The following is a 19,972-nucleotide window of genomic DNA, read 5'->3' as shown; positions in this document are numbered from 1 at the left end:
GAAGCCTAACTAACGGAGTTCCAATGCTACAAGTACAACACCTGCACCAATACTACGGCGGTAGCCACATCCTGCGCGGGCTGTCTTTTGACGTGAAGATCGGCGAAGTCACCTGCCTGCTGGGCCGTAACGGCGTAGGCAAGACCACTCTGCTCAAATGCCTGATGGGTCTGCTGCCCTCCAAGGAAGGCGTGGTGAATTGGGAAGGCAAGGTCATCACCGGGGTCAAGCCGCATCAGCGTGTGCATGCCGGGATTGCCTACGTGCCCCAGGGCCGGGAGATTTTTGGCCGGCTGACAGTGGAAGAAAACCTGCTGATGGGGCTCTCGCGTTTTCCGGGCTCAGAAGCCAAGGAAGTGCCCGCCTTCATCTACGAATTGTTCCCGGTGTTGCTGCAAATGAAGCATCGCCGTGGCGGTGACCTGTCCGGCGGCCAGCAACAACAGCTGGCCATCGGCCGGGCGCTGGCCAGCCGTCCGCGCCTGTTGATCCTCGATGAGCCCACCGAAGGCATCCAGCCGTCGGTGATCAAGGAGATCGGCGCGGTGATCAAGAAACTCGCTGAGCGTGGCGATATGGCAATCCTGCTGGTCGAGCAGTTCTACGACTTTGCCGCGGAACTGGCCGACCAGTATCTGGTGATGTCCCGGGGTGAAATCGTGCAGCAGGGCCGTGGTGAAAATATGGAAAACGAGGGTGTACGCGGCCTGGTTACGATCTAACCTGTAGCGTCCTGACGATAAGCACACACCATGAACCTGCCCCTTACTTGCGCCCTGTTCACCCCCAGCTGGCACGCCGAGCTGGAACTCGGCTACGCGCGTTTCGGCGACACCACGCGCCCGGTGATGCGTCGCCACCTCGGCCCGCTGCGCGTGCAAAAACACCTGTACGCCGAAGGCCCCGAGGTGTGCCAGCACATCATCGTGCACCCGCCGGGCGGGATTGCCGGTGGCGATCGCCTGGACATCAGCGCCCACGTCGGTGCCGGTGCCTGGGCGCAGCTGACCAGCCCCGGCGCGGCCAAGTGGTACCGCGCCAACGGGCCGGCGTTTCAGCAGCTCGACCTCAGGGTCGAAGCCGGCGCGACGCTGGAGTGGCTGCCCCAGGAAACCATTGTATTCAGCGCCGCCCAGGCCGAACTCACCACGCGCATTGAGCTGCAAGGCGATGCGCGGCTGTTCTACTGGGACGTGGTCGCCCTCGGTCGCCCGGCCAGTGGCGAGCGTTTTGACCTGGGCCACTTCCAGTCGCACCTGGATATACGCCGCGACGGCCAGTTGCTCTGGCATGAGCGCCAGCGCATTGTGGGCGCCGACGGTTTGCTCGATTCACCTATCGGCCTGGACGGGCAACCGGTGTTTGCCACGCTGTTGCTGACCGCCGATATTGACCCTCAATTACTGGAAACCTGCCGCGCCCTGCCCAACGCGGTACGCGGCGACCTCACCCAATTGCCCGGCTTGCTGGTGGCCCGTTGTTTGGCCAGCGAAGCGCTGCTGGCACGGGGGTGGCTGATCGATTTATGGCGCGTGTTGCGCCCGGCCGTATTAGGCAGGGAAGCGGTATCACCGAGAATCTGGAGCACATGAAGATCAAACATGTGGGAGCGGGCTTGCTCGCCCCCACACGGGATCTCCATTGTTGATAAGAATGCTGCCTAAGAGAGACCTTGAACCATGGACCTGACCCCACGGGAAAAAGACAAACTGCTGATTTTCACCGCCGGCCTGGTAGCCGAGCGCCGCCTGGCGCGCGGGGTGAAGCTCAACTACCCGGAAACCATCGCCTACATCTGCGCCGCCTTGATGGAAGGCGCCCGCGACGGCCGCACCGTGGCCGAGCTGATGCACTACGGTACCACCCTGCTCAGCCGCGAGCAGGTGATGGAAGGCATCCCGGAAATGATCCCGGATGTCCAGGTCGAAGCCACCTTCCCCGACGGCACCAAGCTGGTCACCGTCCACCAACCCATTGCGTAAGAGGCCGGCCATGATTCGTGATGCAACCGAGCAGGACCTGCCTGCGATTCGCGACATCTACAACGATGCGGTGCTGAATACGACGGCGATCTGGAACGAACAACCGGTGGACCTGGCCAACCGTAAAGCCTGGTTCAGCGCGCGCCAGGCTCTGGGATATCCGGTCCTGGTGGCGGTGGAAAACGGCGAAGTCACGGGCTACGTCGCGTTTGGCGACTGGCGCCCGTTCGAGGGCTTCCGCTACAGCGTCGAACACTCGGTGTATGTGCGCAGCGACCAACGCGGCAAGGGCCTGGGCCCGCGCCTGATGGAAGGCTTGATCGAACGCGCGCGCACCTGCGGCAAACACGTGATGGTCGCCGCCATCGAAAGCAGCAACCAGGCCTCGATCCGCCTGCATGAACGCCTGGGGTTCATCACCACCGGGCAGATGCCGCAAGTGGGTATCAAGTTTGGCCGCTGGCTCGACCTCACCTTTATGCAGCTTGCCTTGAATCCGGGCGCAGAACCGCCCCAGGAGTGACATCGATGAACGCGGCTCAACTGCGTCGAGTCCATACTGAAAGTTTTGCCCACTACCGCCTGGGCTTGATCGAGCTGTTGCTGGACGCGGTCAAGCATGGCGCTTCAGTGGGTTTCATGGCCGATTTCGATGAGGCTCAAGCGCGTGCGTATCTGAACGGCGTGCAGGCGAGTATTGAAGACGCCAGCCTGCTGCTGTGGGTGGTGGTGCGCGACGAGCAGGTCATCGCCAGCGTGCAGTTGGCGCTGTGCCAGAAAGCCAACGGCCTGAACCGCGCCGAAGTACAAAAACTGCTGGTGCACAGCCGCGCACGGCGCCATGGCCTGGGCCAGCAACTGATGAACACCCTGGAACTCGCTGCCCGCCAGCACAAACGTGGCCTGCTGTACCTGGACACCGAGGCTGGCTCCGGCGCCGAAGCCTTCTACCAGTCGCTGCGCTACACCAAGATCGGCGAACTGCCCGACTACTGCCAACGCCCGGACGGGCGCTACAGCCCGACCGCTATCTACTTCAAGACCCTGGGGCAACCTGCATGATTCCTGGCGAATATCAGATCCAGCCTGGCGACATCGAACTCAACGTGGGCCGGCGCACCGTCACCCTCAGTGTGGCCAACAGCGGCGACCGGCCTATCCAGGTGGGTTCGCACTACCATTTTTTCGAGACCAATGACGCGCTGACGTTTGACCGCGCGGCAAGCCGTGGCATGCGCTTGAATATTCCGGCGGGAACGGCGGTGCGGTTTGAGCCGGGGCAGGCGAGGACTGTCGAACTCGTCGACCTGAGCGGAATGCGGCGAGTTTATGGGTTTGCGGGAAGAGTCATGGGCGAGCTTTAGGTCGACTGCAAGCATCAAGCTGCAAGCTGCAAGAAAGAGCAGCTTGTGGCGCCACACCTGCTTTTTCTTGAAGCTCGCAGCTTAAAGCTCGCAGCTCATATCCGAGGACCGAGGCTATGAAAATCACCCGTCAGGCATATGCCGACATGTACGGCCCCACCGTCGGTGACAAGGTCCGCCTGGCCGACACTGACCTGTTCGTGGAAGTCGAACAGGACTTCACCGTCTACGGCGAAGAAGTCAAATTCGGCGGCGGCAAGGTCATCCGCGACGGTCAGGGTCAAAGCCAATTACTCGCCCATGAAGTCGTCGACACACTGATCACCAACGCGTTGATCATCGACCACTGGGGCATCGTCAAGGCCGATGTGGGCCTGAAGAACGGGCGCATCCACGCCATCGGCAAGGCCGGCAACCCGGACATCCAGCCCGGCGTGACCATGGCCATCGGCGCCAGTACCGAAGTGATCGCCGGTGAGGGCATGATCCTCACCGCCGGCGGCATCGACAGCCATGTGCATTTCATCTGCCCGCAGCAGATCGAAGAAGCACTGACCAGCGGCGTCACTACCATGATCGGCGGCGGCACCGGCCCGGCCACCGGCACCAACGCGACCACTTGCACCTCCGGGCCCTGGCACCTGGCGCGCATGCTCCAGGCCAGCGATTCGTTTGCGATGAACATCGGCTTTACCGGCAAGGGCAACGCCAGCCTGCCGGAGCCGTTGATCGAACAGGTCAAGGCCGGCGCCATCGGTTTGAAGCTGCACGAAGACTGGGGCACCACGCCCGCGAGCATCGACAACTGCCTGAGCGTCGCCGACCAATACGATGTGCAGGTGGCGATCCACAGCGACACCCTCAACGAGTCCGGCTTTGTCGAAACCACATTGGCCGCGCTCAAGGGCCGCACCATCCACACCTACCACACCGAGGGTGCCGGTGGGGGGCACGCGCCGGATATCATCAAGGCCTGCGGCTTCCCCAACGTGCTCCCCAGTTCCACCAACCCGACGCGGCCGTTCACACGCAATACCATCGACGAACACCTGGACATGCTGATGGTCTGCCATCACCTCGACCCGAGCATTGCCGAAGACGTGGCCTTCGCCGAAAGCCGCATCCGCCGCGAGACCATCGCCGCCGAAGACATCCTGCACGACCTCGGCGCATTCTCGATGATCAGCTCCGACAGCCAGGCCATGGGCCGCGTGGGCGAGGTGATCACGCGCACCTGGCAGACCGCCGACAAGATGAAAAAACAGCGCGGCGCCCTGCCCGGCGACGGCCCCGGCAACGACAACTTCCGCGCCAAGCGCTACATCGCCAAGTACACCATCAACCCGGCGATCACCCACGGCCTCAGCCATATCGTCGGTTCCATCGAAGTCGGCAAATGGGCCGACCTGGTGCTGTGGCGCCCGGCATTCTTTGGCATCAAGCCGACCCTGATCCTCAAGGGCGGCGCGATTGCCTCAAGCCTGATGGGCGATGCCAACGCCTCGATCCCCACGCCGCAGCCGGTGCACTACCGCCCGATGTTCGCCAGCTTCGGCAGTTCGTTGCACGCCACCAGCCTGACCTTTATCAGCCAGGCCGCGCAGGACGCCGGATTGCCCGAAGCCCTGGGTTTGAAAAAGCAGATCGCCGTGGTCAAGGGCTGCCGCGACGTGCAGAAAACCGACTTGATCCACAACGATTACCTGCCGGATATTGAAGTGGACCCGCAAACTTATCAGGTCAAGGCCGACGGCGTGCTGCTGTGGTGTGAACCGGCGGACGTGCTGCCGATGGCCCAGCGGTATTTCCTGTTTTGAACGTCAGCCCAGCGGCTGCACTTCAGCCCGCGATGGGCCGGGCTGGTCCCCGGCCTGGGCCACCACCTCACGTTGCGACAAGTCGAGCAGGGTTTGATAGCGCTCCTCCTCCACCTGACTGTAGAGCGCGTTCAAGGCATTCGTGTAATCCTGATCGAACTGTGGATGGGCGCTTTCCAGTGCATCCAGCCTCGAGTCACGGCTGCGCTGCCACTGCGCGAACGTCTCGGGGTATTTCTGCTGTAAGTAATCAACCCAGTAGCCACGCGCGACCAGTTCGTGGAAAAACGCCTGGGTGCTCTCCGCGGCCAATACGCTCTGGACCGCAGCCTCCAGCTGCTGCCTCGGGAGCGGCATGCCATAGTTCATATGCGCGGGCTGGGCCGGCAGGTCCAGTCTGGACTGCAATCCCACACGGTATTCCAGGCGAATCTCGGCCTCGTCAGGGTGGGCACGCCGTGCAATTTCTGCGGACGCCAACGCTTCAACCTGCCCTAGCCGAAACAATTGCCGGGACAGCTTCAACAGCGCCGGCCCCTTGAGATCCAGCCGCGACGGGTCGATCCCAAACAGAGTGTCGTGCTCGTAAACCTTCACCTCCAGCCCGCTGAAGGTAAGAATACGTCCGTCGACGCAGGTGCCATGAGTATTAGAGATGCCGAATAGGGTTTGCCGCAGCTCAGTGTCAGCGCCCGCGGCCTTGAGTACCCGCCATACGCGTCGTGTCAGGTCGGCGCGAGCCACCCTGAATTCCTTGGTGTCCTGCAACATCTTCAGCAGATTAAAAAACGCCGCGCTGTCCGGCTCCGCCTCTAACTGATCCCAAAGCCCGCGATGTTCTTGCAGCGTTTCAGATTCCAGTGTTTCAAACCACGGATCGCGCTCTGCTGGCGTGGCTTGCACCGGTTCAAGCACTTCATCGGGTTCGGCCGGCGCGTCCTCGTCTTCGCTGCTCGTCGGGCTGTCAAGTTGCTCAAGCATTTGCCGCAACTCGCGCCTGGAAAAGCCCAGCGCATGAGTGCGCTCGGTGCGCTCGGCATAGTCTTGCAGCCGCTCCAGCGCCTCGCGCGGCAGTTGCATGTTGCCGGAAAGATCGGTACCGAACATCAATGCGTCATGGCCACCCTCAAGCGCCAGGGGCGGAATTACATCGATTTCGTTGAGGCTCAGATTCAGTCGGTTCAAGGCCGCATGCTGCAAGACGCCTGCGGGCCAGTCTGTCAGTCGGTTACTGGCAATATCGAGTGTTTGCAGATGCGGGAACGCCTGCATATCGAACGTTTCCAGGTTGCAATGGCTGAGATCCAGCCACCGCAGTTGTGGCATCGTGGCCAATGCGCGGTACAGGCGCGCGGGGTCTATCAGTGGGTTGGTCGACAGTTCCAGGCGCTGCAGATGTTCCATGCGGCTGACAGCCTCGGGCACCTCCACCAGCAGGTTGCCGTTGAGCATCAACGTACGCAGCTGAGGAAATGCGTGCAGAAAACCGTTGGAGCCGTCCTCGGTCAACCTGACGCCCGTCAGGTTCAAGCTTTCAACGTGGGTGAAGCCGGTGGGCAATCCAGGCAAATCGCCGACCTGGACGCCCTCCAGTACCAGCGCGCGCTGAACGGCCTCGCCCGGCAACAGGCTGCTGCGCCAGGACTCAAGAATGCGTTGCGCCGCCCATCGGCGTGTCTGGGACGAAACCCGCCAGCCGTGACCGTGGGCTTCGCGGATAAACATCCAATCATTCAGTTCACGGGTCAACGTCTGCGACGAACGCTCCCACTCCAGAACACGCAAGTGAATGCTCAGCTCGGTGGCGCCATCGGCCTGCAGATGCTGTGCCCAGGCGTGCAAGGCGTCAGGTTGCAGCGCAGGGTTAAGGCGTTGCAGGCGCTGCTCAACCGATAGCGCGCGGCCTGCGGCGTCCGATGGCAGAGGCAGTAACCGCTGGATAACCGTCATACCGGTCTCGATCGGTGGAAACGCGTCCGGAACGTCCTCCAAGGCAAACCGGCCCAGGGCGCCATGCGCCAGACCGTAAGCGTCCTCAACCCGCTGCTGCGCCGCCGCGAATGCCGACTGGGTGGCGGGGTCCAGCGGCGCCCCGGTCAGGTTGCTGGCAATGACCAATCCATCGCGGTCCAGAGCGACCTGCGGCACGTGGGTGAGCTGGCTATCACGCAAATCCAGCCAAGACAGTTGCGTCAGGTTTTGCGCCCCGATCGGCCAACTCTGCAGTTTTGTGCGGCTAAGATTAAGCGCTTGTAAACCCGGCATGGCGCTCACATCCAGCGCGATGATCGGGTTATCTGCCAGGTTGAGGTGCGCAAGCGACGGCAGCGCACCCGGCGCCAGCGGCGACTCGACGAGGGCGCAATTGCTGAGGTCCAGTGTGCGCACGTTGGCAAAATTCTGAATGAACCGGGCCAACTGTGCAGGCGGCACGCGTGCACCGATCAGTTGCAACGTCTCGACATGGGCAAAGCCCTCGGGCGCCAACTCGGGCAGTTCGCTCACGGCCAACGCGCGCACGACCAATTTTGATGACCGTTGCGCGGTACCGAAGCGCTTGAGCAGGCCGTTGTACCAGCACGCCCGCAAAGTGAAGCGCAAATTGGAGCGCCGCATGCCTTCGCCCGAGGTGTCGAGGGTGTGGCTCCAGTCATCCAGTGTGCGGTTCAATTCGGCGTATTCGGTGCTCAAGGCTTCCATGGCATTAAACCGCGCCTGAAAGCCGCTCACCTGTGCCTTGAACGCTTCGAACAATGCCTGACGCTGCTCCATCAGACCCATATAGCTCAGTTCGTCGTGGCCCTGCCATTGCAGCCGGCTCAGTTCGCCCTCGCAGTAACTGCGGACCATTTGCTCCAGGTCCAACAGGTGTTCGGCGTGACGGGTCACGTAGGCGAACGCCGGTAGGAACTGCTCTCGGCTGATGTGCGACCAATTCATGGTCAGCCCCGACCACAGCCGCTCACGCCCCGGCTGGAACATCTCGGGCGGCAGCGTACTGATCGATGAGCTGGAAAAGTCCAGACGTTCCAGCAGAGGCAATTGAAATACGCCGGTCGGGAACCTCCACTGGAAGGCCCTGCCGAGTTTTAACCTGCGCAGTTGGCTCAGACGGCTGACATCCAGCACCTGCCCGGACGTCAACGCACACTCCAGGCTGAGTTCCCGCAAACCGGTGAGATTGCCCAGGCGCATTACCTGCATCTGTTCCAACGGAAAATTCGAGGCGATGCTCAAATTCGTCAGGTGCGGCATGTGCTCCAGCGCCGCGGGAACCGCACTCAGATCGGGAGTGTTGGCCACCAGCCTGAGGGTTTCAATCTGCGGAAAATAGCCGAGCACCTGCTCAACCGTGGCATTGGTGATCCCGCGACCGCTAAGGGTCAAGGTGCGTACATGGGAAAAGTCTGCGGTTAACGCCGGTAAGGGCTCATCGGTAAATATCTCCAGTTCGGCAAAACGCGCTCGCTCGGCCAGGGGCGAACGCCGCCAGCAGGCTTTGATCGCCTGAACGACCTGTCGCTTGCCGCCCATTGCCGCGAAAAATCCCTGCATCAATTCGGCCGAAGGCGCGCCGGCCCATTGGTCGAGGGTACTCTCCAGCGTTTGCCATTCGCGCATACGATTATTGAGCAGGTTGTAGATTTGCGATTCGTCGTCTCCTGCGGTCATGCGCCTGAGGATGAATCCATTGGCTTCGTCCTCCGTGAGTTGTGGATAAACCGCCCGCACCCGGCTGGCCAACGACGCCATCATGCCCTCGCCGCGACCGCTGGCGGGGTAGCCGATCAGCCTCGGCGAAATCCGCTGCGGCGGTTTGAACCAAGGTTGACCTCGCACATGGCCTTCAACGATCTGCGCCGACGCCTGGCGATGCTCCACCGCGTAGTCGATGATTGCTCGACGTAACGCCAGGCTTTGGCTGACCTGCGGCATACCCAGCGCCTGACGCGCATCATCCGGCAAGGCGTGCATGATCGAATCGTAAAAACTATCACCGTGCTGCGTGAGGCTGTTAAGGGCCTCACCGCGCGCGTTGAATGCTTGGTAGCGCGGCCCTTTCTTGACCAAGTATTTGCGTTGCGCGGCGGTCTCGCTGCCGATGCTGTCAAGCAAAGCGCCGTCGATGCTGCCTTCGCGCACCTCAAGTCGCAGTTGGCCCGACCAGCCCGGCAAGTGTCCCAGGGTGTGCAAGGCCAAGCGCTTGCTGTCGGCCGAGGTCAGGTTTTCCATGTGCAGGCCAGCAAACGCGTGGCCGACCCGGCCCTGGCGCACATACCAGCGCGCGCGCTCTTGCATCTCCAACGGCACGCGCCCGGTATCGTGCAGGCGGATCAATTGTTCGGTGTCGGTTTCGTCGAGCAGGGTATGCGCGGCGGATTCGCTCAGGCCAGGGTAAAGCCGTTGCAGTTTGGCCACCCTCGGCGGCGTGCGCCGGGTGCCGGTGTACAAGCTGTCGAATATTGCCGGTTGGCGGGTGCGGGCGTAGTCAGCCAGTTGTTTGCTGAACTCCAATGCGCGGTTATCGCGCACCCGCGCCGGCTCGCTGCCAAGCAGGTCGACCACTTCCGACTCATCCAGCGCCGCCAGGATATGCGACGGTAATTGACCGTTCAGTACGTCGGCACGGCTGATGCGAATCGTCGGTCGCTGCTTCAAGGCATTGTTGATGCGTTCTACACCATAGGTCTGTGAGCGTCCGCTCAGGCCCGGCCCGTCAAACACGCGCAGCGTCCTGCCCGCAGGCCAGCGCGGCAACTCGGTGACCAGTGGCAATACATACAGATAACGGCCATCGACCGCCCGACCGCTGCTCACTTGCTCGATCACTTGTGCCACATCCCGCTCCACGCTGAACAACCGCAAGGCGTCTGCCACTTCAGGCGGCGGCGGTTGGTTGTCCAAGTGCATTTTGCGCAACGTGTGATCGCCGGCCCCAGCGATGTCGGCGATGGCCAACAATTGGTCATCGGTGAAACCGTCCGTCACCGGCCCCATGCGGCGCAACAGCGTGACCCGGTTCCAGCTCGACGGCTGTTCATGGGTCAGGCGCCAGGCCCCGGCGCCATTGTGCGTGAGTGGCGGTTGATAGGCGTCGGGGTCGGCAGGGTGCTTGATCCGCCAGCGTTGCAGGCTTTCGTCGTAGGTTTTTTCGTAGACCTTACCCGACTGACGGATGTAGGTCTTGCCCGCCTGATGATACTGGCCCGCCGCGTTGGGCGCGGCATCCGCGAGCAATACGTCAGGGCTTTCGTAGCCGTCGAATGCAGGTTTCCACAGCCGCCCCTGCCCCCCAGGCAAGGTCACCGGTGCCAGCGCTTCGATCACCGGTTCGGGTTTGGCCGCAAGCAGTTTGCCCGCGACTTTACCGCCTGCCGCCATCGCCCCGAGCAGTGCCAGGTTTTCGGCCACGTCCACCAGGTGGACCTTGGCAGCCTGGCGATCCCCCTCACTCCATTCCAACGAACCTTCAAGCGTTTCGTACAACAACTGGCCCGCCATCACCCCCATCATCACTTCGCCCAGCACCGGGACGAACATCGAGACCGTGTTCAACACCAGCATGCCGATGTTGAGCAAGCGCGCCAGCTTCTCCGAGCGCACCCGCGCGTCCACGTCTGCCGTGGGGACGGCATGGCTGCGCGCGTCGCCGATCATTTTGTCGCGGTGTTGCTCGAAGAGGTAGTGCCACAGGTCGACGTTGGCCGCCCAAATGCCGTGGCCCGCGCGCGTCAACGCGGTGGGCGCGAGAAAGGGGTCAGGGTTGGCTTCCCTGACAGGCGGTGGGCCGGGTGGCAGTTCCTTGATATCGGTGAATACGCGAAAGGGATTGAAGCCCTGGGCCAACTCCGTCAACAACGATACATGAGGTAACAGGGCCTCGCCAAAAGAGCGGGCCGGTGCGTCTTCCGTGAATTGGCTGAAATACGCAGGTCGGTCGCTGTAAGCCACGAACTGGCTGAAAAACCGCTGGTAGGCCGTCGGGCTACCGTCATCTGGGGCTGTGGCGTCGCGCGCAGTAAAGCGCTGCTTGAAGGTGGCCGTCAGTTGCGCCCAGGTAAAGCGCTTGAGCGGGTGCTGCGGGTCGTTGGGGATGTAGAGAATGACGTCGTCGCTGTAACGATATTTTTCGCAGATGACAAAGGCGAGGCAGCCGGTCATGCGCTTATTCATCAAGCCAAGGTCGCGAAACCACACGGGCTTGCCGTTGACTTTGGGGTTGAGCGACCCTTCGATCACGCTCTGCATCAAGCGGTAATCGGCAGGCTCGATATCGTTGCTCAGCAGTGCCTGCTCGGCTGCGGCAGCCAGGGCCGCTTTTTGGGCGCTGATGAATGTGTCGCGCAACGCTTGCTCCGCGCCCGGCTCGGCAGGTTGCAGGTAGTTTTTCAGGTAGCGCTGATATTTCGCACCCACGTCCAACGTGCGGCACAGACGGATGAACTGCGTCACCGTCAGCGGGGTGGCAAGTGTTTCGAAGTGGCCCGGCGTCGCCCCCGGCACCAGAAACCCCGACGAATGATGAAAGGCGCCCGCTTCGCATTCACGGGCTTCAAAACTGTGCAGCGCCGCCTGCAACAAGGGCAGGCGCGACACCTCGAAACGGCTGATCTCGATAGCGAGTATGCCGACCTCGATCGGTTTATTGAGGCACAACAAGGTGGTGTTGAGGTCCAGTTCGACCTTGTAGGTGTCTTTCAAGGCCTTGGCCAATAAGGGGGCGGCAAAGGTGTCGATGTCTTGCAGGGTCGACATGGCTTTGTCGAGCGCGGTCTGTGCAGCAAAGCGCTGAGTGAAACACGCGCGCACGGTCTTGCGCTGGGACGCCGATGCCTGGCGATAGAAGTCGGGCAGTGCGGCCGGGGCTGCTTTTAGGGCAGTGCGACGTTCGGGGGTGGCATTGATCAACCAGGCGGGGCTTGATTGCTCAAGAAAGGTGCGGTGCAGGCTCTGAGTAGCCGGCGGCGTCGCCGAGAGGTCGGGCATGATGTCGCTCCTGTGAAATGGAGCGTCAGCACATCATGCCCACTCGGGCGTTCGACGGTAGATAAATGTAGCGATGAAGGTTTAGAAGTGTTCTCGTGGATTGAACGCAGCTTTTTTCGCCAATTCCTGCCACAGGGCGATGGTCTCGTCATCCGCCTGCTTGGGCATCACGGCCTTGAGCTGTATGTACAGGAAGCCGCGCTCCCCGGCCTTGTTCAACAAGCCATGCCCCTTGGCGCGCACGCGCTGACCATTTTGGCTGCCGGCTGGAACCTTGAGGTTGATCTTGCCGGTGAGGGTCGGGACTGCCACTTCCGTGCCCAGCGCCAGCTCCCAAGGTGCCAGCGGCAAGTTGATGATCAGGTTTTCACCTTCCACTTCAAACTTCGGGTGCGGCGCAAACTTGATGATCAGGTACAGGTCGCCATTGGCCCCACCGCCAATACCCGGCGCGCCTTGCGCCTTGAGGCGGATGCGCTCACCGTCGGCCACGCCGGCGGGGATCTTCACGTTCAGGCTCTTGGTGGTATTGCTCACATGCCGGCCCGAGGCGTCGTATTGCGGCACCTGGAAGCTGATCGGCTTGGACTCGGTCGACAGCGTCTCTTCAAGCGACACGGTGAGCTGCATCTCCACATCCTGGCCCTTGCGCCCGGCAGGGCGACGCTGGCCGCCACCAAAGGCATCGCCGCGGGAGCCGAAGATGGAGCTGAAGAAGTCCGAAAAATCCTCACCGCCACCACCACCGCCATAGCCACCACGGCTCTGCCAGCCTGGTGGCCCCTGGAATGGCTGGCCATGCTGGCCGTATTTGCGCAGCTCGTCGTACTCGGCGCGCTTGTCGGCGCTTTTAAGCGCTTCATAGGCTTCGGACGCGTCCTTGAACTTGGCTTCGGCGTCTTTCTCCTTGCTCACATCCGGGTGATATTTGCGCGCGAGTTTGCGATACGCGGCCTTGATTTCTTTGTCATCGGCCGTCGGCTCGACACCCAGAATCTTGTAGTAGTCTTTGAAATCCATCGGCGGTTCACCCTCCTAAATCGAGATCGCACAGCCCGGGGCACAACGTGCGCTGTATTGCACCTGTAGAGTCTTGTGGCCTGGGGGTGCGTCAAAATGTTTTCGGCACTTGCCGTATGCAGCAGATATTGGGGCAAATCCCCAGGTTTCAAGCTTGATTAAACGGATGGCCGGCCTACGCATCCGCCTTCGACTCGCATACACTGCGCGGCCGTTTTTCGACCGGAACCTGATAGACATGAAAAACCCATCCCCAGCCCGTGCCTGCGGTATCGACTTTGGCACGTCCAACTCCACCGTCGGCTGGATCCGTCCCGGCATGGAAACGCTTATCGCGCTGGAGGACGACAAAATCACCCTGCCGTCGGTGGTGTTCTTCAACTTCGAGGAGCGTCGTCCGGTCTACGGCCGCCTGGCCCTGCATGAGTACCTGGAAAACTACGAAGGCCGGCTGATGCGCTCGCTCAAGAGCCTGCTGGGTTCCAAGTTGATCAAGCACGACACCAGCGTGCTCGGCACCGCAATGCCCTTCACCGACTTGCTGGCGCTGTTTATCGGCCAACTCAAGAGCCGCGCCGAAGCAAACGCCGGCCGTGAGTTCGAAGAAGTGGTGCTGGGCCGCCCGGTGTTTTTCGTCGATGACGACCCGATGGCCGACCAGGAAGCGGAAAACACCCTGGTCGACGTTGCGCGCAAGATCGGCTTCAAGGACATCTCGTTCCAGTACGAACCGATTGCCGCCGCCTTCGACTACGAGTCCACCATCGAGAAGGAAGAGCTGGTACTGATCGTCGACATCGGCGGGGGTACGTCAGACTTCTCGCTGGTGCGCCTGTCGCCGGACCGTCGTCACAACGACAACCGCCACGACGACATCCTCGCCACCGGCGGCGTGCACATCGGCGGTACCGACTTCGATAAACAACTGAGCCTGCAAGGCATGATGCCGTTGTTTGGCTACGGCAGCCGCATGAAAAGTGGCGCCTACATGCCCACCAGCCATCACATGAACCTCGCCACCTGGCACACCATCAACTCGGTGTACTCGCAGAAATCCCAGCTGGCGTTGGGCAGCATGCGCTATGACATCGAGGACACCGGTGGTATCGATCGCCTGTTCAAGCTGATCGAACAGCGCGCCGGGCACTGGTTGGCGATGGAAGTGGAAGAAACCAAGATCCAGCTGACCCATGAAGACAGCCGCCATGTGGCGCTGGACCGGGTTGAGCCGGGGCTGAGCGTGGAGCTGAGCCGGGCGCTGTTCGAGTCGGCCATCGACGGCTTGCTGGAGCGCGTGCGCGGCAGTGTGACGCAGTTGCTCAACGATGCATCGGTCAGTGTGGCGCAGGTAGACACGGTGTTCTTTACCGGCGGTTCCAGCGGGATTCCGGCACTGCGTCACAGCATCTCGGCCATGCTGCCAAATGCGCGGCATGTGGAAGGGAATATCTTTGGCAGCATCGGCAGCGGGCTGGCGATTGAGGCGAGCAAGCGATACGGCTGCTGAAACACTGCGGTTCAAATGTGTGAAGCGGGCTTGCTCGCGAATAGGGAAGTGTCAGTCAAAGCTGACTCTGACTGATCCACCGCATTCACGAGCAAGCCCGCTCCCACATTTTGACCTGCGTACATCTTCCCCCCTACTCAGTAGTGACGCCGTAGCGCTCCACGACTTCGCACAACTGTTGCGGGATGGGTGCGATTGGCCCCAAGCAAACGCAAACCCGCTTTTACTTGCCGCTTGCCGCTTGCAACTCGCCACTCGCAACTGCCCCTAAACCATCCCGCCCAGCTTCAGCTCACTCTTCAAATACGCATAATAAATCGGCCCCGCCACCACCCCCGGCAAACCAAACGCGGCTTCAAACACCAGCATCGCCAGCAACAACTCCCACGATTTGGCACTGATCTGCCCACCCACGATCCGCGCGTTGAGGAAGTACTCGACCTTGTGGATAACAATCAGATACCCCAACGCCGCCACCGCCACCCAGATCGACAGCGACAGCGCGACGATGGTGATCAGGGTGTTGGACATCAGGTTGCCGATCACCGGCAGCAAGCCGAGCAGGAAGGTGAGCACGATCAGGGTTTTGGTCAGCGGCAGGTGAATCCCGCACAGCGGCAGCACCACGGCTAGGAATACAGCGGTGAATGCGGTGTTGAGTGCGGCGATTTTGATCTGGGCGAAAACAATGTTGCGAAAGGCCTGGACCAGCAAGTGCAGGCGATCAAACAGGGCGGCGGCCAAGGGTTTGCGTTTGGTCAGGTCGGGCACGCGCTGCAAGGCGATGATCGCGCCGAGCACCATGCCGATCAGCAGGGTGACGAACATATGCGCGGCATCCTTACCAACAAGCTGCAGTTCGCTCAGGTGTTTACTCAGCCAATCGCCGATGGCCACGCGGAATTCGGCAGCGCTGGCGGGCAGGTAAGCATCGAGAAACGGCGGCAGTTGGCCGCGCGCGCGGTCGACCACGCCCATGAATTTGTCGAGGGAAGCTCCGGGATTTTCCGCTTCGTGGAGCAGGAAGCTGATGGCGCCGGCAAAGATCAGCGTCAGTACGCTGACGATCAGGGTGCCAAGCAGAGCCACCGCCAGCCAACGCGCGCGCCGACCTTCGATCAGCCGTTGCAGTTGGGGGGTGAGCATGTTGACCAGCTCATAGACCAGCAGGCCGGCCAGCAGGCTGGGCAGCAATTTGAGCGGCAGTACCAGCAGCAATCCGCCGAAAATGATGATGTAGCTGGCCTGCAACAACACATGACGCTGAGAAAACGTTGGCATACAGCCTCAAAACGAACGGCGTTAAAGGATGGGCAGTCTGCCAGCCTTGGGGAAATCAAGCGAGAGGTCTTAGTGTTGTGAACACGGCCAGTGTGGGAGCGGGCTTGCTCGCGAAGGCGGTGGTTCAGTCACTGATGTGTTGAACGAAAAACGGCTTTCGAAAGCAAGCCCACAGGAGATTCGCGTACTCAGCTGCCTTTCAGGCAAGTGCTCATAAAGGTTTTGCGCGCATCGCCCGTCAGCGTCTTGGTTTTCGCCGATGCATTGCAATCCTTCATCTTCTGCTGCTGCGGGGTCAGGGTCTTGGCGTCGTTGGCCGCCGGGGCGGACAGGCAGGTTTTCATGAAGGCCTTGCGCTCGTCGCCCTTGAGCGTCTTGGTGGAGGCTTCAGCGTTGCAGGTGGTCATTTTGTTTTGCTGGGCGGTGGCGGCAAAGCCCTGGGAACACAACAGCAGGCCCATCATCAACAGCGGAATTCGCAGCATCTTCATGGAGTTTTCTCCCTGTTACCGTGCCGGAGAGCACGGCCTTCCAGCAGTGTAGTCAAAACCTGCTACATCTTCACCGACTGCGTATATGCGTGCGCCGATAATGCTCCGGGGTACAACCCGCCTGGCGTTGGAACATGGCGATAAAAGCCGAGGCGGTGCTGTAGCCCAAGTCGAATGCCACATGTTGCACGCTGCGCTCGCTGTCGAGGGCTTCGATGGCCGCCAGGTAGCGCAGGCGCTGGCGCCATTCACCAAAGCTCATGCCGAGTTCGCGCACAAACTGACGCGCCAGGGTGCGTTCGCTCACGTGTATCTGCTCGGCCCAATGTGCCAGGGGGCGGTTGTCTGCGGGGTCGGTCTGCATGCCTTCCAATACTGCGAGCAACCCGGGGTGGCGGGCGTAGGGCAGGAAGCACTCGTGGATCGGCGCCTGTTTGAGCTGGTCCACCAGCACTTGGGCCAGGCGGATATCGGATGCGGTCTGCGGCATATGCACGTCGCGCTGTGCGAAGTCGCGAAGGATGGCCTTGAGGATATCGCTGATGGCCAGGGTGCAAGGCTGTTGCGGCAGTGGCTCGCAGAGTTCCGGGGCAAGGCCCACCGAGTGGTAGACAATCGCCTCGGCGTTGTAGGAGCTGTGTTCGGTGTGCGGCGGCACCCACACCGCGTATTGCGGCGGTGACATGAAGCGGCTGCCGGCCACTTCCATGCGCATCACGCCGCTGGCGGAGTAATCCAGCGAGCCCCAGAAATGCTGGTGCGGGGTGCATTCAGTGTCCGGGGCGAAATCAGAATAGCGCAAGTACACCGGGCTCGGCAGCTGGGGGAAATCCTGAAGGCGTACGTTGTGCTTGGCCATTTTGTCTGGATACAGCGGTCACTTGTCTGGATCGAAGTATAAGCTTCAATCCAGACAAGGGATAATCCTGCCTCATCAACACGCCTGGTTTCTTTCGATGCAATACGCTTATCCCCTGCTGGCCATTTTTATCTGGGCCGGCAACACCGTGGTCAACAAACTGGCGGTGGGTTCGATCTTTCCCGCTGAAATCGGTTTTTACCGCTGGTTGCTGGCCGCGCTGCTGTTTACGCCGTTCATGCTCAAGCCGGTGATTGCCAACTGGCCGTTGATCCGCCCGAACCTGGGCAAGATCTTCATCCTCGGCGTGCTGGGCATGGCGGTGTACCAGAGCCTGGCGTATTACGCCGCTACGCTGACCAGCGCCACCAACATGGGCATTATCCTGTCGCTGATGCCGTTGATGGCACTGACGGCGGCCATCATCAGCCTTGGCCAGCGCCTGACCTACGGCGCACTGACCGGTGCTGTGCTGTCGTTTGCCGGCGTAGTCGTGGTGGTGTCGGCGGGCAGCCTGGGCGTACTGCTGCAACACGGGGTCAACCTGGGTGACGGCATGATGCTGGTCGCCACCCTGGCCTACGCGGTCTACAGCACCCTGCTGAAAAAATGGCAACTGCGCTTGCCACCCTTGGTGTTGCTGTATTTGCAGGTGCTGGTGGCCGTGGTGGTGCTGTTTCCGCTGTTCCTGTTCTCGGCAAAAGCCGGCCTTGGCTGGGCGAATATTCCACTGGTGCTGTATGCGTGCCTGCTGGCCTCGATGCTGGCGCCGCTGGCGTGGATGCATTCAGTGAAGACCTTGGGCCCGAGCCGCACCACGCTGTTTTTCAACCTGCTGCCGTTGATCACCGCGCTGATTGCGGCGGCGGTGTTGAAGGAAAAGTTGGCGCTGTACCACTTGGTGGGCGGTTTGCTGACGTTGGGCGGGGTGATTTTGTCGGAGCGATGGACTACCCCCGTCAGTAATGCCTGAACACAGCCTGCTCTCACAGCTACACCCCAGCAGCCTTGAGCCTTTGTGCATGCTCGACAAACAACCGAATAGGCTCGGCCCCCTTTCCCACTAGGCCCAGCGATTGGTTGACGATATCGAAATGGTCCAAGGGGTAGTCATCACCGATCACCAACCCCAGGTGTGAGCTATAGCGCCCTACCATGCCATCGCACTGACCCTTTTCCCGCACAAAGCTGCGGGCGAACAAACGGCAACTGCGGTGCGTACCGTCGAACAGGTTACGACCACGGTCAGTGATGCCCGGCTGCAAGGTGCCGGACCACGAGTAATAGCGCACCCCATTGACCTCTTCGGCGCCCTGCCCGCCCCAGGTCTCGGGCAATCCTTGTGGATATTGCTGATTGAACAGCGCCACACCCGCGCTGGTCAGGGACCTATGGGACGCCTGCAGATCCGTCTTGAAGCGCGGACCGCGATAGCCGGTTTCCAGCACGCCCATCACCCAGGCAACCAGGTGAAACAGCGCGCTCATGATCCGGCCCTTGGCGCCGTCGACGGGATAATGGGTGTGGATATGGTCGGCCAGCTCCGAACCATGATTAGGCCCAGCCACCGACGTCACCGACGCCACCCACTCCGGTCGCTTGGCCGCCGCATATCGCGCGGTGAGCGAGCCCTGGCTGTGGCCGATCAGGTTGACCTTGGCGGCTCCGGTTTCGCGGCGGATGCGCTCGATCTGCACCAGCAATTGCTCGCCGCGCACTTCGCTGGAATCGAGCGGCGCCACCTGCACTGGATACACTTGGGCGCCCCCCGCGCGTAGTGCAGGAACAATGCCGTACCAATAGGGAAACAGTCCCAGGCGCACAAAACCGAGCATGCCGGGTACTAGCACCAACGGGTAACACGTGGCTAACGACTTCGGCATGGTGCGAACGGCCTCGAAAATGCGCAGTTGCCCTGCAGCGTAGGCCAACCTCAAGTCATGTAGATGAAGCCCAGGGTAAATTCGATAAAACTTTTTGCTTCAGCCAACACTCACAACGTGGAGCGATCACGCCGGTAGAGCGTGGCGTAAAACCGGATTAGCACCAGGAGATTGAGATGACTGAAGCAAACTTGACTGACGTAGCAACCCTGCGCCAACGCGCCCGCCAGAACGTCGAAAACGGTGCCGTGACCGAAGGCTACGACGCCGACCGCGAAGAAATCATCCGCTTGCTCAACGGCTCGCTCGCCACTGAATTGGTCTGCGTACTGCGCTACAAGCGCCATTACTTCATGGCCAGCGGCGTCAAAGCCCATGTAGCCGCAGAAGAATTCCTCGAGCACGCCACTCAGGAAGCCGAGCACGCCGACAAACTCGCCGAGCGCATCGTGCAGTTGGGCGGCGAACCGGAGTTCAACCCGGATCTGCTGTCGAAAAACTCCCACGCTCAATACGTGGCAGGTAACAGCTTGAAGGAAATGGTCTACGAAGACCTGGTGGCCGAACGGATCGCGGTGGACAGCTACCGTGAAATCATCCAGTACATCGGTGACAAAGATCCGACCACGCGCCGTCTCTTCGAGGAGATCCTGGCCCAGGAAGAAGAGCACGCCGACGACATGGCGGATATTCTCGAAAGCCTGTAATACCAAAAAACCGGAATACCAAAAAGGGCGCGCTGGATAACCAGCGCGCCCTTTTTGTCTGTGTGGGCGGCGGT

16 protein-coding genes are annotated in these 19,972 nt (G+C 61.2%); 10 read left to right on the top strand and 6 right to left on the bottom strand.

What is annotated here, in order from left to right; genetic code table 11:
* Positions 1–23: 23 nt before the first annotated feature.
* The 7 genes from urtE (at position 24) to ureC (ending at position 5,163) form a co-directional block, all read left to right on the top strand.
* Positions 24–722, top strand: coding sequence for an urea ABC transporter ATP-binding subunit UrtE (gene urtE / locus AACY36_RS24150; RefSeq protein ID WP_339427231.1), 699 nt, complete (start codon positions 24–26; stop codon positions 720–722).
* A gap of 30 nt (positions 723–752) precedes the next feature.
* Positions 753–1,592: an urease accessory protein UreD gene (locus AACY36_RS24145; protein ID WP_339415726.1), complete on the top strand. Its 840-nt coding sequence runs from the start codon at positions 753–755 to the stop codon at positions 1,590–1,592.
* 87 nt (positions 1,593–1,679) lie between these two features.
* Complete coding sequence (gene ureA / locus AACY36_RS24140; RefSeq protein ID WP_339415724.1) at positions 1,680–1,982, top strand: urease subunit gamma; 303 nt, start codon at positions 1,680–1,682, stop codon at positions 1,980–1,982.
* A gap of 10 nt (positions 1,983–1,992) precedes the next feature.
* Entirely contained in the window at positions 1,993–2,505 is a 513-nt protein-coding gene (locus AACY36_RS24135; protein WP_339497656.1) for a GNAT family N-acetyltransferase, read from the top strand.
* Between the two features lie 5 nt (positions 2,506–2,510).
* Positions 2,511–3,044 (top strand): GNAT family N-acetyltransferase, encoded by a 534-nt coding sequence (locus AACY36_RS24130; RefSeq protein ID WP_339415720.1) that lies wholly within the window; start codon positions 2,511–2,513, stop codon positions 3,042–3,044.
* The gene (locus AACY36_RS24125) at positions 3,041–3,346 is read left to right on the top strand and encodes an urease subunit beta (RefSeq protein WP_339415718.1); all 306 of its coding nucleotides are present in this window, start codon (positions 3,041–3,043) and stop codon (positions 3,344–3,346) included. The genes AACY36_RS24130 and AACY36_RS24125 overlap by 4 nt, the downstream gene beginning before the upstream one ends.
* Positions 3,347–3,462: 116 nt before the next feature.
* Entirely contained in the window at positions 3,463–5,163 is a 1,701-nt protein-coding gene (gene ureC, locus AACY36_RS24120) for an urease subunit alpha (RefSeq protein ID WP_339415717.1), read from the top strand.
* A gap of 3 nt (positions 5,164–5,166) precedes the next feature.
* Here the strand turns inward: ureC and AACY36_RS24115 are convergent, their stop codons facing one another.
* Positions 5,167–12,150: an NEL-type E3 ubiquitin ligase domain-containing protein gene (locus AACY36_RS24115; RefSeq protein ID WP_339497654.1), complete on the bottom strand. Its 6,984-nt coding sequence runs from the start codon at positions 12,148–12,150 to the stop codon at positions 5,167–5,169.
* 81 nt (positions 12,151–12,231) lie between these two features.
* A complete protein-coding gene (locus AACY36_RS24110) occupies positions 12,232–13,170 on the bottom strand; it encodes a DnaJ C-terminal domain-containing protein (protein ID WP_339415715.1) in 939 nt (312 codons plus the stop codon).
* Between the two features lie 238 nt (positions 13,171–13,408).
* Here AACY36_RS24110 and AACY36_RS24105 point away from each other — a divergent pair, with 238 nt between their 5' ends.
* Positions 13,409–14,677 carry an Hsp70 family protein gene (locus AACY36_RS24105; RefSeq protein ID WP_339415713.1) on the top strand — a complete coding sequence of 423 codons (1,269 nt, stop codon included), beginning with the start codon at positions 13,409–13,411 and terminating at the stop codon, positions 14,675–14,677.
* A gap of 267 nt (positions 14,678–14,944) precedes the next feature.
* Here the strand turns inward: AACY36_RS24105 and AACY36_RS24100 are convergent, their stop codons facing one another.
* The 3 genes from AACY36_RS24100 to AACY36_RS24090 form a co-directional block, all read right to left on the bottom strand.
* Positions 14,945–15,958, bottom strand: coding sequence for an AI-2E family transporter (locus tag AACY36_RS24100; protein ID WP_339415712.1), 1,014 nt, complete (start codon positions 15,956–15,958; stop codon positions 14,945–14,947).
* Positions 15,959–16,146: 188 nt separating this feature from the next.
* Positions 16,147–16,449: a PsiF family protein gene (locus AACY36_RS24095; RefSeq protein ID WP_339415711.1), complete on the bottom strand. Its 303-nt coding sequence runs from the start codon at positions 16,447–16,449 to the stop codon at positions 16,147–16,149.
* Positions 16,450–16,519: 70 nt separating this feature from the next.
* Entirely contained in the window at positions 16,520–17,308 is a 789-nt protein-coding gene (locus AACY36_RS24090) for an AraC family transcriptional regulator (RefSeq protein WP_339435825.1), read from the bottom strand.
* A gap of 97 nt (positions 17,309–17,405) precedes the next feature.
* On the opposite strand from AACY36_RS24090, the gene AACY36_RS24085 reads away from it, so the two are divergent.
* Complete coding sequence (locus tag AACY36_RS24085; protein ID WP_339427239.1) at positions 17,406–18,281, top strand: DMT family transporter; 876 nt, start codon at positions 17,406–17,408, stop codon at positions 18,279–18,281.
* A 19-nt stretch (positions 18,282–18,300) separates the two neighbouring features.
* On the opposite strand, the gene AACY36_RS24080 is transcribed toward AACY36_RS24085, so the two are convergent.
* Positions 18,301–19,191: an esterase/lipase family protein gene (locus AACY36_RS24080; protein WP_339415706.1), complete on the bottom strand. Its 891-nt coding sequence runs from the start codon at positions 19,189–19,191 to the stop codon at positions 18,301–18,303.
* Between the two features lie 176 nt (positions 19,192–19,367).
* On the opposite strand from AACY36_RS24080, the gene AACY36_RS24075 reads away from it, so the two are divergent.
* Positions 19,368–19,898 (top strand): ferritin-like domain-containing protein, encoded by a 531-nt coding sequence (locus tag AACY36_RS24075; RefSeq protein WP_065874325.1) that lies wholly within the window; start codon positions 19,368–19,370, stop codon positions 19,896–19,898.
* Positions 19,899–19,972 lie beyond the last annotated feature (74 nt).

This window comes from Pseudomonas sp. EA_15y_Pfl1_P101, assembly GCF_963970835.1.
Taxonomy (GTDB): domain Bacteria; phylum Pseudomonadota; class Gammaproteobacteria; order Pseudomonadales; family Pseudomonadaceae; genus Aquipseudomonas; species Aquipseudomonas tritici.
Note: the sequence above shows the minus strand (reverse complement) of the source record. Positions and strands in the feature narration are given on the sequence as shown.